Below are 14422 nucleotides of genomic sequence, written 5' to 3'. Positions count from 1 at the left end.
GAGTCAGTTGCGCGTGTGGCCGGCATCGACCACGAGCGTCTGGCCCGTGATCCACCCGGCCTTCTCCGAGGCCAGGAAGGCGACGGCAGGAGCGACGTCCTGCGGCAATCCGCGGCGGTCGAACGCCTGCATCGGCACCACGTAGTCGAACCCGTTCACGTGGGGTCCGTTCAGCACGCCTTCGCTCGCGATGATGCCGGGGGCGACGGCGTTGATCGTGATGCCGTTCTTGCCGAGTTCGCCGGCCAGGCCGCGCACGAGGCCGATGGATGCGCCCTTCGTCGCGACGTAGTGCGCGCAGTTCGGGGTGCCCGCGACGAAGGTGTTCGAAGCGATGTTGACGATGCGGCCGTATCCGGCGCGGCCCATGACCTCGGTCACCGCGTGCGTGATGAGGTAGATGCCGTCGAGGTTGACCGACATGACGCGTCGCCACTCCGCGAACGTGATGTCCTCCCATGCGGTGAGCGGCACGAGGGCGGCGTTGTTGACGAGGATGTCGATGCGCCCGAGTTCGTCGACCACCTCCGAGACCACGGCCGCGACGGCATCGGGGTCGCTGACGTCGAGGGCCTTCGCGACGCCGCCGATCCGCTCGGCCACCGCCGTGGCGCCGGTGGCGTTGATGTCGGTGACGACGACCTTCACGCCATCCGCTGCCAGCTCTTCGGCGATTGCCGCACCGATGCCCTGCGCGGCTCCGGTCACGATCGCGACGCGCTGCTCTTTCTCGGCCATGTCCTGATGCTCCTTCTGTTCCTGCTGTCGGGTGTGGTGTGTCGGCTGGTGTGCCGGGTGGTCGCGCTCAGTTGCCGCCGTAGTAGTCGGGCGCGAGCTTCCACGTCGTGTAGGGCTCGAGCTCGTGCGAGGGATAGACATCGGCGTTCTTGGTGCGGGCGAGGTAGTTCAGCCGACGGATCGCCTCGATGGATTTCGTCGGGTCGAGATGGAAGCCGGCGATCCACTCCTTCTCGAGAGTGGTGTGCGTGTACGCCGCGTCGCCGCAGAAGAGCATGCTCTTCTCGTTCTCGAGCTCGACCAGGAGGGAGTAATGCCCGATCGTGTGACCGGGGGTCTCGAAGAGCCACACGCCCGGCACGATCTCGTAGTCTCCCGAGATCGGCTTGTACGTCACGGAGTCGTGGTCGAACGACAGGTCGGAGTATCCGAGACGCTCGAAGGGTTCCGGCACCTTCGCGTGGCGGAGCTCCTCCTTGTGCACGAGCGTGGTGGCCTTCGTCAGGAACTTGTTCCCGCCGACGTGATCGAAATGGAAGTGGGAGTTGACGACGATGTCGACGTCCTCCGGCGCATACCCCACCTTCGCGAGCTGCGCGGGAATGGTCTGCTCGGCGCTCTGCTCCGGCAGCTCGAACGGCAGGACGCGGTTCACGTGGTCGAGATCGAAACCGGTGTCGTAGAGGATGAGAGCGTCAGGATGCTCGATGAGCACGCTGTAGACCGGGAAGCGCACGGGGTTGCCGGCGTTGATGTGCCAGTGCACGTCCGACTCGTCGATGACGAGGGTTCCCCCGTCGAGGAGATAGACCTTCGGGTCCGTCATCGCTGACCTTACCTTTCATAGATTCTCATATTGCGGTAATTGACGTTCAAGCTATGAGAACAACGGGGAAGGTGTCAAGAGGTCATTGGGGAGTTTTACCCGCCGGAAACACCGGCATCCGGAGCGAGCGGTCAGCTGGCGCCCACTCCGGGGTGGTCCTCGAACACCTGGGCGAAGTCGTAGTGGGTCCAGCGGTAGCAGTGGTCGAGCATGGGCTCGGCCGCGAAGTCGCCGATGCAGGTGGTGTCCTGATAGCGCTCGCTCGTCGGGGTCTTGTAGTGCACCCGGCACAGGACGCGCCACATCGTGTCGGAGTCGACGCCCTCCTCGAGCATGTGCTCCGAGGGCAGCCAGCACTCCGTGTCGGTGATGGCGTCGGCGTCGACACCCGACGTCGGGCCGGCCACCGCATCGAGCTGCGCGAGCGCGGCAGCGTCCCTGTCGGACAGCGCCGGCTGTGCAGCGCAACCGGTCAGGGCGAGAATGAAAGCCAGCGCGACGTACGCGCTCATGTTCTGTCGAGCCATGTTGGCACCTCCACCCACATCATCGAGGGATCGTGTTTCCGGGGTGTAAATCCTGAATCTCACCGTTGACGCGTCGCTGCGTTTCTCATACTGTATCGCTATCCCGACACATTGTGAGAAAGATTGCCCTGGCACGGCGACGAGGATCGGGACTTTCCGACTGAGAGGATCTTCGGCAATGCCTATTACCCTGAGCGGCGCACCGCGCCGCAGCACACGCACAGCCACAGCCGCCGCGATCGTCGTGATCGCCTTCAGCCTCGCCGCCTGCTCCGGCGGTCGAGGCGACTCCCCCTCGGGGGAGCCGAGCAGCGAGGCGGGCGCGACCGTCGAGCAGTTCGCGCTCGTCGCCCCCGAGAACGAGTCGGACTTCGGATGGAACCAGGCAGGGCTCGACGGCGCCACGGCGGCGTCGGAGTCGCTCGGCATCGAGGTCACGCTCGTCCCCGACGCCGGCTGGGACAACACCGAGACCGTCCTCGGTCAGGTCGCTGACAGCGGAGCGCAGTTCATCATCGCCCACGCCTCCGGCTACGGTGTCGCCGCGACGAGCGTCGCCCAGGCGAAGAACGTCCCGATCCTCATCCAGGACGCCGGAGAGAACATCCCGGGCAAGATCGCCGTCACCAAGACGGAGGCGCAGGAGGGCGGCTACCTCGCCGGCATCGCGGCGGCCATGACGACGACCAGCAAGACCGTCGGCATCGTGGTGTCGGCCGATGACCTCAACTGGTTCAAGATGTCGTCCGGCTTCGCGGAGGGCGTCTACAGCGTCGATCCGACCATCTCCGTGCTCTACACGTCCGTCGGTCCGGCGGCGTACGCGGATGCGGCCGGCGGCAAGACCGCTGCCGAGCAGCTGATCGCCTCGGGTGCCGACGTCATCTTCGGCATGGGCGACGGTGCGACGCACGGATACCTCCAGGCCGTCGAGGCCGCGGACGGCGTCAAGTACATCGCCGACATCGGCGACGTCACAGCGGGCCTGAGCAACACCGACGTCCTGCTGACCTCCGTGCTGTGGAACTACGCGTCCACCTACGAGCAGGCCATCAAGGACGTGGAGGCCGGCACCTTCGGCGAGCAGGGCTACGCGCTCACGGTCGACAACGGCGGGCTCTCGTTGCAGGAGACCGACAACCTGACGGCGGAGATCCAGGCGGCCATCGAGACCGCGAAGGCCGGTATCGCCGACGGATCGATCGTGCCCACCGCGGCGGAGAACGCCGCCCAGGTGAACGACGTCATCGCCGCCAAGGGCGCCTGACCACCCGCGGAACACCATCGGTGCCGGGACGCCCTTCCCGGCACCGATGCCCAGGCGTACACATCGCAAGGAGAAGCACACGTGTCATCACCCACAGAGCCGAGCGTGATCTCGCTGCACGAGATCACCAAGGCCTTCCCCGGCGTCGTGGCGAACGATCGGATCTCGCTCGACATCGTCAGCGGTCAGGTCCACTGCCTTCTCGGCGAGAACGGCGCCGGCAAGTCCACCCTCATCAGCATCCTCGCCGGGATGCAGCAGCCCGACTCGGGAACCATCTCGATCGACGGCGTGCTCACGCCGATCAACTCGCCGCGCGCAGCGGTGGACCACGGCATCGGCGTGGTCCATCAGCACTCCACGCTCGTACCGGCGTTCACCGTGCTCGAGAACCTGATGCTGGGTGAGAACGGTTTCCTGCTCGACCGGAAGTCGGCTCTCCAGCGTCTGGAGGAGCTGTCGGAACTGCTCGGCGTCCGCATCGAACCGCACGCGCTCGCCGCGGATCTGGGGCTCGGCCAGCAGCAGCAGGTCGAGATCGCGAAGGCCATGTGGAAGGGCAGCCGTCTGCTCATCCTCGACGAGCCGACGTCGATGCTCACCCCCCAGGCGATCGAACACCTCGGTGAGAGCATCGAGAGAGTCAAGGCGCGGGGGCTCGCGATCGTCTTCATCACCCACAAGCTGCGCGAGGCCTACGCGATGGGCGACTGCGTCACGGTTCTGCGCGGGGGGCGCAACGTCGGGCACATCTCGGTCGAGGAGCTCGCCGTCCACTCCGAGGCCCAGGCGCAGGACGCGATCCTGCACGCCATGTTCGGCGATGACCTCGCGAAGGTCGACGATGCCGCCGAGCTCGCCGGCGCGACCGAGACCACCAGGGAGACCGTGCGCATCGACCGGAGCGAGAGCCCGGTGCGCCTCTCGCTCACCGGGGTGTCCAGCCATGGACTCGGCCGCGATGTCGAGGTCGAAGCAGCCACGCTCCAGGTGCACGAGGGCGAGATCCTCGGAATCGCGGGGATCGACGGGCACGGGCAGGGTGCGCTCGCCGAGGTGATCGCCGGTCAGCGCCCGGCCTCGCAGGGCACGGTGCTCTTCGACGGGCAGGATGTGACGCGGCTCGGCGTACGCGGGCGTCAGCAGCTCGGTCTGCGCTACGTCACGGACGACCGACTGCACGAGGGAACCGTCGGCTCCATGCCGGTCTCGCTCAACCTCGTCATCAAACGGATCGGCCAGCGCCCCTTCTGGAAGTGGGGGCAGATCCAGGACAAGGTCGTCGACGCCGAGGCGGAACGCCTGATCGAGGAGTACGGCATCCGTACGCCCTCGCCCGCGACGCGCGCCGGCACGCTCTCCGGTGGCAACATCCAGAAGATCCTGCTCGCGCGTGAACTCACGCACGGGGCGCGCCTCGTGATCGTGAACAAGCCCACCTACGGGCTCGACCTCAAGACCGTGCGGCTGGTCCGCGAGATCCTCATCGACTTCGCCGCGAACGGCGGTTCGGTGCTGCTGCTCTCGACGGATCTCGACGAACTCGTCGAGCTCTCCCACCGCATCGAGGTGATCTCCCGCGGCCGCCTCGTCGGCAGCGTCATCAACGACGGGCCGGGTACGGCCGAGAAGGTGGGTCAGCACATGACCGGTGCGATCGAAGGAGTGAGCGCATGACGACGACCGCTCCCGGCCCCACCACCACGGCGTCGATGGCCATCGTGCCTCCCAGCCGCGTACAGCGCATCGGCGCGGACCTCGCCCGTTCCGTGCTCCCGGTCCTGCTCGCCCTCATCACGTCGGGCCTGATCATGCTGGCGATGGGCACCAACCCCCTGGACTTCTTCGCCGGCGTCTGGACATACGGGATCACGGGTGACAACTGGCAGCGCAGCCTCGTGCTGATGGCGCCGCTCCTCATCGTCGCCCTGGGGCTGATCGTCGCGTTCCGTGGACAGCTCTGGAACCTCGGTTACAACGGGCAGTATCTGCTCGGGGCGCTGGTCGCCTCGGGAGGGGGTCCCGTGCTGTTCGCGGTCATGCCCGCCTGGCTCGCGACGCTGATCATCTTCATCGCCGCCGTCGCGCTGGGCGCCGTCTGGTCGCTCGTTCCCGCGATCCTGAAGGCGCGGTACGGCACCAACGAGATCATCACCTCTCTCGTGATGTCGTTCATCGCGATCGGCGTCGTCAATCTGGCGATCAAGGGACCGCTCAAGGATCCGAACACCCCGATGCCGCAGACCCGTGTGATCCCCGACGATCAGCTGCTGCCGTACATCCCCGGGACCGAGATCCACATCGGCTTCATCATCGCGCTGCTGCTCGCGGTTCTCGCCCAGTTCGTGCTGAGCCGCACATCGTTCGGGCTGCGGCTCGACGTGTTCGGCGCGAGCCCGAAGGCGGCCCGCCATGTGGGCATCAACTCGACATGGATGGTCATCCTGATCTTCGCGCTCTCGAGTGGCATCATCGCCTTCGCCGGTGCTATCGACATCCTGGGGCAGTACAGCTACCAGCGCGCGAACTGGAACCCGGCCTACGGTGCCGCGATCCTCCCGTTCGTGTTCCTCGCGCGGCTGAGTCCCGTGGGGTCGATCCCGCTGGTCGCGTTCTACGCGGTGCTCGCAACGGGGGGCACGCTCGCGACGCAGCAGGCCGGACTCAATGTCGACTTCCTGCTCGTGATCGTCGGACTCATCCTCATCTTCATGACCATCACCGAGTACATCGGCGATCGACGCCGCCTCGGACAGAGCTATCTGCCGCCGGGATTGCGTCGCACTCTGACGCGCCCGTTCGCCCGCGACGGAAGGACCACCTCATGAGCGACCTGGTCTCCGCGACCTTCGTGACGGTGTTCATCGTCACCGTCCTCGCCCAGGCGATGCCCCTGATCCTCGCCTCCGCGGGAGAGACCGTGGGCGAGCAGGCCGGCGTGCTCAACCTCGGCATCGAGGGAGTCATGCTCATCGGGGCCTACTCCGGGTTCGTCGCCACTCTCGTCACCGGGAGCTTCTGGCTCGGCATGCTCGCCGGGGCGGTGGGAGGCGTCGTCGCGAACCTCGCGATGCTGATCCTGAACGTGTGGCTCGGGCTCAATCAGATCGTGATCGGACTGGCGGTGACGCTCGTGGGTGAGGGACTGACCTCCGTGCTCTACCTGCAGAACTACGCCAAGACCACCACGGGGCTGGGCAAGCCGCCGGCCTTCGCGATCCCCGGTCTCTCGGAGATCCCGGTCATCGGCCCCGCGGTGTTCCAGCAGTCTGCGATCTTCTGGATCATGCTGCTCCTGGTGATCGCGGTGGGCTTCCTGCTCACTCGGACGAACTGGGGTCTGTCGACGCGAGCGGCGGGTCAGAAGCCTTCCTCGCTGGATGCGGCGGGAGGCAGCGTCATGAAGACCCGCTCGCAGGCGGTGATCCTCAACGGCGTGTTCGTCGGACTCGGCGGTGCGTACCTGGCGATACTCACCACGTCGACCTTCACCCCGATGATCACGAACGGCCTCGGCTTCATCGCGATCGTGATCACGATGCTCTCGCGTGGCCGCATGTCGCTCGTGATCCTCACCTCGATGATCTACGGGCTCGCGGTCGCGATCGGCCCTGCTCTGCAGGTGATCGGGTTCAACGTGCCCGCGGACTTCATCAAGATGCTGCCGTTCGTCGTCGTCATGATCACGCTCATCGTCTTCGCCCGCAGCTCGGTCGTCCCGCCCGCGCTGGGCGCTGCCTACATGCGCGGCGCGCGCTGACGCGCGTCGCTCCACTCTGAGAGGAACCCTTCCATGGCACTTCCCGACTTCACGCTCTCCGCGGGCCCCGTCACGGTCACCCCGCGCACGCAGGCCGCGCTCGGCCGCCCGATCCTCTATCACTACGACCCGGAGTTCCAAGCGGGCTTCCGGCGTACCGAGCAGAAGGTCGCCGAGGTCTTCCGCACGGGGAACGACATCATCCTGATGCAGGGGGAGGCGATCGTCGCGCTGGAGGGCGCTCTCCGCTCCCTCATCACGCCGGGGATGCATGTGCTGAACCTGGTGCAGGGGGTGTTCGGCAAGGGGACCGGGTACTGGATCGCCGGCTTCGGTGCGGTGCTCCACGAGATCGAGGTGGGCTACGACGATGCCGTGGACCCGGCTCGCGTGGAGGAGTATCTGGACGCGCACCCCGAGATCCGGATGGTCTGTCTGGTCGCCTCCGAGACGCCGTCCGGAACGGTGACCGATGTCGCGGCGATCGGACCGATGTGCCGTGATCGGGGAATCCTCACCTACATCGACACCGTCTCCGGGGTGCTCGGCATGGAGTGGGAGACCGACGCCTGGGGGCTGGACATCTGCGTGGCCGGAGGGCAGAAGTGCCTGGGCGGTCCTGCGGGAGTGGCGCTCGTCTCGGTCAGTGCGCGGGCATGGGAGGCCATCTACGCGAATCCCGCGGCGCCCCGGGACTCCTACCTGTCGCTGATCGACTGGAAGGAGAAGTGGCTCGGGGAGGGGCGCTTCCCCTATACGCCCTCGGTGAGCGACATGTACGGACTCGAGTCCGCGCTCGACCAGGCGCTGGAGGAGGGGATCGATGCGGTGATCGCCCGCCATGAGGCTGCGGCCGACGTCACCCGCGCCGGTGCGCGGGCGATGGGCCTCGAGTTCTGGGCCGTCCGCGAAGAGATCATGTCGGCGTGCGTCACCTCGATCCGGCTGCCGGATTCGATCGACAACGCGGTCGTCCGCGACCACGCACGAGACGTGTATGGTGTGATGTTGTCGCACGGCCAGGGGGCGGGCAATCTCGTACGTCTCTCCCATATGGGCCCCACGGCGGGAGGTCTCCACTCCCTCATCGGACTGGCCGCACTGGGCCGCACGCTCGCGGATCTCGGGGTTCCGGTGGACATCGGAGATGGCATGGATGCCGCACTCGCCGTGTTGAGCGCACGCCGGGTCTGACATGCGGCGATGATGTTCATCAGCCGTGACGAGATCGACGGAAGGGCTTCCGATGGTGAATGAAGCGCAGGTACCCGCGGAGCAGGAGGGCGGCGAGAAGGCCGCTGCGGCAGATGCGCACCCGCAACGCACCAAAGGCGTGGACAGCGCCCGCAGAGCCCTGCAGATCCTGCTGCAGTTCACGGAGTCCGCTCCCGAGCTGACGCTCGAGAACCTTCTCGAGGATCACGACATCTCCGTGCCGAGCGCCTACCGCTACATCTCGCTGCTGCGCGAGATGGACCTGATCGAGGAGCGGGAGAAGGGCAGGTTCGTGCTGTCGCCGCAGGTGCTGCGTCTCGCCCGCGCCGCCGAGGCCACCTTCGACTACCGCGCCCAGGCGCAGCCGATCCTTAATCGGCTGGCCGCGACCACGGGTGAGACGGCGCTGTACCTTCGCCGCGTGAACGATTCGGCGGTGTGTCTCGCGATCGCCGAGTCGGACCATCCGATCTCCATCTCGTTCCAGCCCGGTCACCTCATGCCGCTGCACAGCGGCGCCGCGGCAAAGCTGCTGCTCAGCTCGCTGCCACCCGCGAAGCTGAACCAGTACCTGCAGCGCGTCGGCTCCACGCTGACCAAGCCGGTGCGCCAGCGTCTGGAGCACGACCTCGATGAGATCCGTGCGTCGGGGTACGCCGAGAGCGCCGGCGAGGTCGATCAGGGTGTGTGGGCCAGTGCGGCCGGCATACGCTCCGACGGCACGGTGATCGGAGCGATCACCGTGGTCGCGCCCGCCTATCGTCTCTCGGAAGAGCACCGGGCCGAGATCACCGAAGCCGTGCGCGCCGCGGCGTCCGAGCTCGAGAGCTCCCTGGCGGCGCGATTCGGCTGAGCCGCCGTCCGGATCCCGGTCGGTTCACCGACCCCCACCGCATCGCCGCGCATCGCCGATCGGTCGTCGCGGCCGTCACGGCGATGCTGCATGCGGGTTGGTGGTGTCTACAGGATCGTCGTGAGCACGCCTCCGTCGGCTCGCACCGCAGCGCCGTTGGTCGCGGAGGCTCGGGGGCTCACGAGGTAGGCGGCGAGCTGAGCGATCTCCTCCGGCTCGATGAAGCGCTCGAGCAGCGAGGTGCGGTTCTGGCCGATGATCGCCTGCTTCATCTGGTCGGGCGAGACCGACTGCGCCTCAGCGACGACTCCGACGGTCGCCGCGACGCCGTCGGAGTAGGTCGGACCGCCGAGGATCGTGTTGACGGTCACCGCGGTGCCGCGAGTCAGCTTGGCCAAGCCGTTGCTGAGCGCGATCATCGCCGCCTTCGTCACGCCGTAATGCACCATGTCGGCGGGAACGTTCACCCCGGATTCGCTGCTAATGAAGAGGATGCGGCCACTGCCGCGCTGAAGCATCCCCGTGAGCACATGGCGCGAGAGGCGCACCCCGCTCATCACGTTCACGTCGAAGTAGCGGCCCCATTCCTCGTCGGAGACCGCGGTGAAATCGGAGAGACCGAACAGCCCGACGTTGTTGACGAGGATGTCGATCTCGCCGAGTGCGTCGATGAGCCGAGTCACCTCTTCGGGGCTGGCGAAGTCGGCGACGAGGGCCGTCGGATTCGATGCCGGATGCTCGGCGCGCAGTCGGCCGACCGCCGCAGCGAGGCGTTCCGGATCCCGGCCGTTCAGTATGACCTGCACGCCTTCGGATGCGAGCGCTGCGGCGATCGCGTACCCGATCCCTTGACTCGAGCCGCTCACGAACGCCGTCTTTCCCTGCAGCTTCAGATCCACGATTGCTCCTGTCTTTCACTTTCCATGCCGGAATTTTACTTGCTTGAGCAAGTCATATGATCTTGTCATAACTTTCCTGAGCAAGTTATCCACGCCGCTTCTGGCACGTCGGTGCCGTACACTCGAGGCATGCCAGCGCCGATCGGTTCCACTGAGTTGTCCGCCGAGGATCTCGCTGTCTGGGCCTCGCTGGCGACCATGCTCGAGCGGCTTCCCGCGGCACTGGACGCGCAGCTGCAGCGTGACAGCGGGCTCACCCACTTCGAGCACGGCATCCTCTATGCGCTCGACACTGCCCCGCAGCGTTCGCTGCGGTTGAGCATCCTCGCCGGCTACGCCAGTTGCACGCTGTCGCGGCTTTCGCGTGCGATCTCGCGCCTGGAGAAGAAGGGCTGGGTGCGCCGTGCGATCGATCCCGGCGACGGACGCTTCACGTTGGGCGTGCTCACCGATTCCGGGCATGAGAAGGTCGTCGAGTCCACGCCGGGTCATCACGCTCTGGTGCAGCGGGTCGTCTTCGATGCCCTGACCCGCGGTCAAGTCGCCCAACTCGGCGTGATCAGTCGTCGGATCTCGACGGCGATCGGGCCCGAATCCGCGTGGAGCCCCCCGGTCTCCGGTTCCTGATCCGTCCGACGGGGCACGGTCGGCGTGCGCCTCTCACAGCGCCGGATCGAGTCGCGCGAGCGCGGCATCCATCTGCGCGGCCATGTGCCGGTACCCGGTGTCGGAAGGATGGATGCCGTCGGCCGCCATCCAGCTCTCCTCTGCGCCGGCGTAGTGCCGGTCGAGCCAGCGGCTGGCGCCCGGGATCCAGTCCGCATCGATCGATACGGCGGCATCCTCCACCCAGCCGATGATCGTCTCGACGGATTCGGGGCGCTCCTCGGTGTACCAGAACGGCTCGACCACGATGATCCGCGCCGCGGGCAGGGCGTCGCGGATGCGGGTGAGATCGGCGGTGATGGTCTCATGGATGAGGTCGGCGCGTCCTGCGAAGCTGAAGTTGTCGTTCAGGCCCATGGTGATGAAGACGATGTCGGGGCGCTCTGCGATGACGAGCGCGGGGAGGTCGTCCTCCTCGAAGTCCGAGCGGTGATTCACGAAACCGAGTCCGTTCACACTCGGGTTGAACTCGTTCCACCCCCGCGCCTCGCTGATGATCGTCGACCAGCGCATCGAGGGGTCGCTCGCTCCCGTGCCGAGCGTGTACGAGTCTCCGTAGAAGGCGACCAGGGGGCCGTCCCCCGGCGTCGCCGCGGTGTCGGGTGCCGGCGAAGCGGCGCAGGCGGTGAGGCCCAGGGCGAGGGCGACCACGGACGCAAGGGATCGGAGACGGCGCATGCTTCTTGTTCGACGCGGACCCCACGATGGATGGGACCGCCCCGGGGCGGGTGATCCCGGGTGATGATGGAGGGATGCCCTCGCAGTCCCCGACGACAGGAGCCCGAATGTCTCTCGCTGCCACCTTCGACGCGATCGAGGTCGACCATCTGCGCCGCCTCGGCGGCCTCAAGTGGTCGGCCTTCCCCGACACGGTGGGGGCCTTCGTCGCCGAGATGGACTTCGGGGTGGCTCCGGGCATCTCCCGCGCTCTGCATGACGCGGTGGATCGTGGAGTCTTCGGCTATCTCCCCGCGTCGATGAGCGACGAGATGTCCGAGGCGGCGGCCGAATGGCTGCGGGACGCGTACAGCTGGCACGTGCCGGCATCCGATGTGCATCCGATCGCCGACGTCATCCACGCGCTCGAACTGGCGATGACCCACTTCTCCCGCGCCGGGAGCCCCGTCATCGTGCCGACGCCCGCGTACATGCCGTTCCTCTCGGTGCCGCCGTCCGCCGGGCGGGAGGTCATCCAGGTGCCGATGACCGTGGTCGACGGTCGCTACACTCTCGATCTCGACGGCATCGACGCCGCCTTCCGGGCGGGCGCGAACCTGCTCGTGCTCTGCAATCCGTACAACCCGGTCGGTCGGGTGTTCGATCGCGATGAGCTGCTGGCCGTCAGCGAGGTCGTGGAGCGGCACGGCGGACGCGTGTTCTCCGACGAGATCCATGCGCCGCTGGTCTACGCGCCGGCCGCACACATCCCGTACGCCTCGATCTCGGATGTCGCCGCCTCCCATGCCGTCACGGCGACCTCGGCCTCGAAGGCGTGGAACCTCCCGGGCTTGAAGACCGCGCAGATCATCATCACGAACGACGCGGACCGCGAGGTCTGGGAGCGCATCGGCATGATGGCCTCCCACGGAGCGAGCAACCTGGGCGTGATCGCGAACACCGCCGCCTATCGCGACGATCGTGGGTGGCTCGCCGAGGTCGTGCGGTATCTCGACGGCAACCGCCGGTTCCTCGGCGAGGCCCTCGCCGCCCGCATCCCGGAGATCGCGTATCGCGCTCCCGAGGGCACCTACATCGGCTGGCTCGACGCGCGCGCCCTGGATCTCGGCGCACAACCCGCCGACTTCTTCCGCGAGCAGGCCGGAGTCGCGATGACCGACGGATCTGCGACCGGTCTCGCGGGCGTCGGATTCCTGCGCTTCGTGTTCGCGACCCCGCGTCCGGTCATCGAACAGGCCGTCGATCGGATGGCGGATGCGCTGGCTCGTCGCGGGCGGGGGCAGGTGGCACAGGGCATCATCCGCGGAGGATGAGAGCCGCCTTCCCCGTGCCCGCGATCGGTGAGCATGGCGGTGAAGGATGCCGAACCTCGGCCCTTCGTCGCCGAGAGCTCGCGGTCAGTCGCTGCGGTGCGTCAGAAGGGAACGAGACCATCCTGGGTTCGGTCATCGGGGAGACGCTTCCCCTCACGCTCGCCATCGCCATCAGTCCGCTGACGATCGTCGCGATCATCCTCATGCTGCTGTCTCCGAATGCGCGCCGCACGGGTCCGGGCTTCCTGATCGGATGGGTCGTCGGGATCAGCGTGCCGGTCATCGTGTTCGTGCTCCTGGCCGGGGCTCTTCCGGCCGCGGGGGAGTCCGGTGGTCCTGACATCGTGCGTGCGATCGTGCAGTTCGTGCTCGCGGCGCTGCTGCTCCTGCTCGCCGTGAAGCAGTGGCGCGGGCGCCCGGCTCCGGGGGAGGACCCTGCCCTCCCGAAGTGGATGGCTGCGATCGACTCCTTCACGTTCGGGCGCGCTCTCGGGCTGGGGCTCCTGCTCTCCGTCCCTCGCCCGAAGAACCTGCTGGTCGCCGCGAGCGCCGGCATGCTGATCGGAGGGTCCGGTCTCTCCGCGTCCTCGCAGGCCATCGCCGCCGCGGTCTTCATCGGATGCGCGGTCTCGACGGTGGTGATCCCCGTCGTGGGGTTCCTGTTCGCGGCCGGTCGCCTCCGCGAGCCCATGGAGAGGTTCCACCGCTGGCTCGCCCGCGAGAACGTGGTGATCACGACCGTGCTGCTCGTCGTGATCGCGGTGCTCATGCTCGGCAAGGGCATCGGTTCGCTCTGAGCATCCCGCTGCCGGCGGCTTTCGGCCGTGCGGTGCGCATCGGTAGCCTTCGCACGTGGGATTCTCGCTACTCGGACTGATCGTCAGCATCGCGGTGCTCGCGCCGAACCTCCTGCTGCTGTGGTTTCCCCCGCACGGGCAGAACACGGTCGCACGCGTGCCGCGTCTGCTCGAAGGAGTCGAACGGATGGGGCAGGCGCTGTGCCTCGTCGTGCCGGCGATCACGCTCCCCGGTGCGATCGTCTGGTGGTGGGCGCTGCCCGCAGTCCTGGCGCTGGCGATCTACTACGGGCTGTGGGGCCGGTACCTCGTCGCCGGTCGTGCGCAGGCTCTGCTCTACGCCTCGCTCTGGCGTGTTCCGGTGCCGATGGCGGTCATGCCGGTGGTGGTGTTCCTCTGCGCCGCGGCGTGGCTGAGCAATCCGTGGATCGCGATCGCCGCCGCCGTCCTCGCCCTCGGCCACATCCCGGTCGCACTCCTCACGAGACGAGCGATCCGCTCTGCTCCGTCAGAGTGACGGGCGGCGTCTCTGCACCTCGGCCTCAGCACCGTGAACCCGCATCGGGCTCAGGCCATGGCGGCGGCGTACGTGGCGGGGTCGGAGTCGAACGCCGGACCGCACCCGGCGCAGCAGAAGTAGTACCGCTCGCCTTCGTGGTCACGGAAGAGCCCGACCGCTTCCGCTGCCTTCTTGCTGACCGGAGTGCCGACCATGACCGGGCAGGTGGTGAGGTCGTCATCTGATCCGCGGGTCAACAGGTTCTCGCGGCCGTTGCCCAGGGTGGCAGGGTCGACGGCGCTGGTGCTGCAGCAGCTGGGGGCGGCCTCGGTGTGGTTCGTCATGCGGGATGGTTCCTTTCGATTGCTTCCGGTGGCGGGAGAT

Annotated in this window: 16 protein-coding genes; 10 read left to right on the top strand and 6 right to left on the bottom strand. The window is 67.3% G+C overall.

Going from position 1 to position 14422, the window contains the following annotated elements; genetic code table 11:
• Positions 1-3: 3 nt before the first annotated feature.
• The 3 genes from pldH to FB560_RS15125 form a co-directional block, all read right to left on the bottom strand.
• Positions 4-738, bottom strand: a complete 735-nt coding sequence (gene pldH, locus FB560_RS15135) for a pyridoxal 4-dehydrogenase, SDR-type (protein ID WP_141873361.1) — start codon at positions 736-738, stop codon at positions 4-6.
• 67 nt (positions 739-805) lie between these two features.
• The gene (gene pldA, locus FB560_RS15130) at positions 806-1564 is read right to left on the bottom strand and encodes a 4-pyridoxolactonase (RefSeq protein ID WP_141873360.1); all 759 of its coding nucleotides are present in this window, start codon (positions 1562-1564) and stop codon (positions 806-808) included.
• A gap of 131 nt (positions 1565-1695) precedes the next feature.
• The gene (locus tag FB560_RS15125) at positions 1696-2091 is read right to left on the bottom strand and encodes a hypothetical protein (protein ID WP_141873359.1); all 396 of its coding nucleotides are present in this window, start codon (positions 2089-2091) and stop codon (positions 1696-1698) included.
• A gap of 178 nt (positions 2092-2269) precedes the next feature.
• On the opposite strand from FB560_RS15125, the gene FB560_RS15120 reads away from it, so the two are divergent.
• The 6 genes from FB560_RS15120 (at position 2270) to FB560_RS15095 (ending at position 9186) form a co-directional block, all read left to right on the top strand.
• Positions 2270-3358 (top strand): putative B6 ABC transporter substrate-binding protein, encoded by a 1089-nt coding sequence (locus FB560_RS15120; protein ID WP_141873358.1) that lies wholly within the window; start codon positions 2270-2272, stop codon positions 3356-3358.
• 81 nt (positions 3359-3439) lie between these two features.
• Positions 3440-5035 carry a putative B6 ABC transporter ATP-binding protein gene (locus tag FB560_RS15115; protein ID WP_141873357.1) on the top strand — a complete coding sequence of 532 codons (1596 nt, stop codon included), beginning with the start codon at positions 3440-3442 and terminating at the stop codon, positions 5033-5035.
• On the top strand, positions 5032-6186 hold the full coding sequence (locus FB560_RS15110) for a putative B6 ABC transporter permease subunit 2 (RefSeq protein ID WP_141873356.1): 1155 nt from the start codon (positions 5032-5034) through the stop codon (positions 6184-6186). Before FB560_RS15115 ends, FB560_RS15110 begins: the two co-directional genes overlap by 4 nt.
• Positions 6183-7118 carry an ABC transporter permease gene (locus FB560_RS15105; RefSeq protein WP_141873355.1) on the top strand — a complete coding sequence of 312 codons (936 nt, stop codon included), beginning with the start codon at positions 6183-6185 and terminating at the stop codon, positions 7116-7118. The genes FB560_RS15110 and FB560_RS15105 overlap by 4 nt, the downstream gene beginning before the upstream one ends.
• A 33-nt stretch (positions 7119-7151) precedes the next feature.
• Positions 7152-8312: a pyridoxal-phosphate-dependent aminotransferase family protein gene (locus FB560_RS15100; protein ID WP_141873354.1), complete on the top strand. Its 1161-nt coding sequence runs from the start codon at positions 7152-7154 to the stop codon at positions 8310-8312.
• 52 nt (positions 8313-8364) lie between these two features.
• Positions 8365-9186 carry an IclR family transcriptional regulator gene (locus FB560_RS15095; protein WP_141873353.1) on the top strand — a complete coding sequence of 274 codons (822 nt, stop codon included), beginning with the start codon at positions 8365-8367 and terminating at the stop codon, positions 9184-9186.
• Between the two features lie 107 nt (positions 9187-9293).
• Here the strand turns inward: FB560_RS15095 and FB560_RS15090 are convergent, their stop codons facing one another.
• A complete protein-coding gene (locus FB560_RS15090; protein WP_141873352.1) occupies positions 9294-10085 on the bottom strand; it encodes an SDR family NAD(P)-dependent oxidoreductase in 792 nt (263 codons plus the stop codon).
• A 129-nt stretch (positions 10086-10214) separates the two neighbouring features.
• Here FB560_RS15090 and FB560_RS15085 point away from each other — a divergent pair, with 129 nt between their 5' ends.
• A complete protein-coding gene (locus FB560_RS15085) occupies positions 10215-10712 on the top strand; it encodes a MarR family winged helix-turn-helix transcriptional regulator (protein WP_141873351.1) in 498 nt (165 codons plus the stop codon).
• A 33-nt stretch (positions 10713-10745) separates the two neighbouring features.
• Here FB560_RS15085 and FB560_RS15080 read toward each other — a convergent pair whose 3' ends face one another.
• Positions 10746-11429, bottom strand: a complete 684-nt coding sequence (locus FB560_RS15080) for an SGNH/GDSL hydrolase family protein (protein WP_141873350.1) — start codon at positions 11427-11429, stop codon at positions 10746-10748.
• Between the two features lie 107 nt (positions 11430-11536).
• Between FB560_RS15080 and FB560_RS15075 the strand changes: the two genes are divergently transcribed.
• Genes FB560_RS15075 through FB560_RS15065 form a run of 3 tightly spaced genes read left to right on the top strand, consistent with a single transcriptional unit; the run spans position 11537 to position 14056 of the window.
• Positions 11537-12742, top strand: coding sequence for a MalY/PatB family protein (locus FB560_RS15075; RefSeq protein WP_141873349.1), 1206 nt, complete (start codon positions 11537-11539; stop codon positions 12740-12742).
• The gene (locus FB560_RS15070; RefSeq protein ID WP_229673341.1) at positions 12739-13539 is read left to right on the top strand and encodes a GAP family protein; all 801 of its coding nucleotides are present in this window, start codon (positions 12739-12741) and stop codon (positions 13537-13539) included. Before FB560_RS15075 ends, FB560_RS15070 begins: the two co-directional genes overlap by 4 nt.
• 55 nt (positions 13540-13594) lie before the next feature.
• The gene (locus FB560_RS15065; protein ID WP_141873348.1) at positions 13595-14056 is read left to right on the top strand and encodes a hypothetical protein; all 462 of its coding nucleotides are present in this window, start codon (positions 13595-13597) and stop codon (positions 14054-14056) included.
• Between the two features lie 50 nt (positions 14057-14106).
• On the opposite strand, the gene FB560_RS15060 is transcribed toward FB560_RS15065, so the two are convergent.
• Positions 14107-14382, bottom strand: a complete 276-nt coding sequence (locus FB560_RS15060) for a YHS domain-containing protein (protein ID WP_141873347.1) — start codon at positions 14380-14382, stop codon at positions 14107-14109.
• Positions 14383-14422: the final 40 nt, after the last annotated feature.

It is taken from the genome of Microbacterium saperdae (assembly GCF_006716345.1).
Taxonomy (GTDB): Bacteria; Actinomycetota; Actinomycetes; order Actinomycetales; family Microbacteriaceae; genus Microbacterium; species Microbacterium saperdae.
Note: the sequence above shows the minus strand (reverse complement) of the source record. Positions and strands in the feature narration are given on the sequence as shown.

Bases quoted from the DNA above. Each gene is read 5' to 3' on its own strand.
- pldH (WP_141873361.1), bottom strand. From the start codon at position 738: ATGGCCGAGAAAGAGCAGCGCGTCGCGATCGTGACCGGAGCCGCGCAG.
- pldA (WP_141873360.1), bottom strand. From the start codon at position 1,564: ATGACGGACCCGAAGGTCTATCTCCTCGACGGGGGAACCCTCGTCATC.
- FB560_RS15125 (WP_141873359.1), bottom strand. From the start codon at position 2,091: ATGGCTCGACAGAACATGAGCGCGTACGTCGCGCTGGCTTTCATTCTC.
- FB560_RS15120 (WP_141873358.1), top strand. From the start codon at position 2,270: ATGCCTATTACCCTGAGCGGCGCACCGCGCCGCAGCACACGCACAGCC.
- FB560_RS15110 (WP_141873356.1), top strand. From the start codon at position 5,032: ATGACGACGACCGCTCCCGGCCCCACCACCACGGCGTCGATGGCCATC.
- FB560_RS15105 (WP_141873355.1), top strand. From the start codon at position 6,183: ATGAGCGACCTGGTCTCCGCGACCTTCGTGACGGTGTTCATCGTCACC.
- FB560_RS15100 (WP_141873354.1), top strand. From the start codon at position 7,152: ATGGCACTTCCCGACTTCACGCTCTCCGCGGGCCCCGTCACGGTCACC.
- FB560_RS15095 (WP_141873353.1), top strand. From the start codon at position 8,365: ATGGTGAATGAAGCGCAGGTACCCGCGGAGCAGGAGGGCGGCGAGAAG.
- FB560_RS15085 (WP_141873351.1), top strand. From the start codon at position 10,215: ATGCCAGCGCCGATCGGTTCCACTGAGTTGTCCGCCGAGGATCTCGCT.
- FB560_RS15080 (WP_141873350.1), bottom strand. From the start codon at position 11,429: ATGCGCCGTCTCCGATCCCTTGCGTCCGTGGTCGCCCTCGCCCTGGGC.
- FB560_RS15075 (WP_141873349.1), top strand. From the start codon at position 11,537: ATGTCTCTCGCTGCCACCTTCGACGCGATCGAGGTCGACCATCTGCGC.
- FB560_RS15070 (WP_229673341.1), top strand. From the start codon at position 12,739: ATGAGAGCCGCCTTCCCCGTGCCCGCGATCGGTGAGCATGGCGGTGAA.
- FB560_RS15060 (WP_141873347.1), bottom strand. From the start codon at position 14,382: ATGACGAACCACACCGAGGCCGCCCCCAGCTGCTGCAGCACCAGCGCC.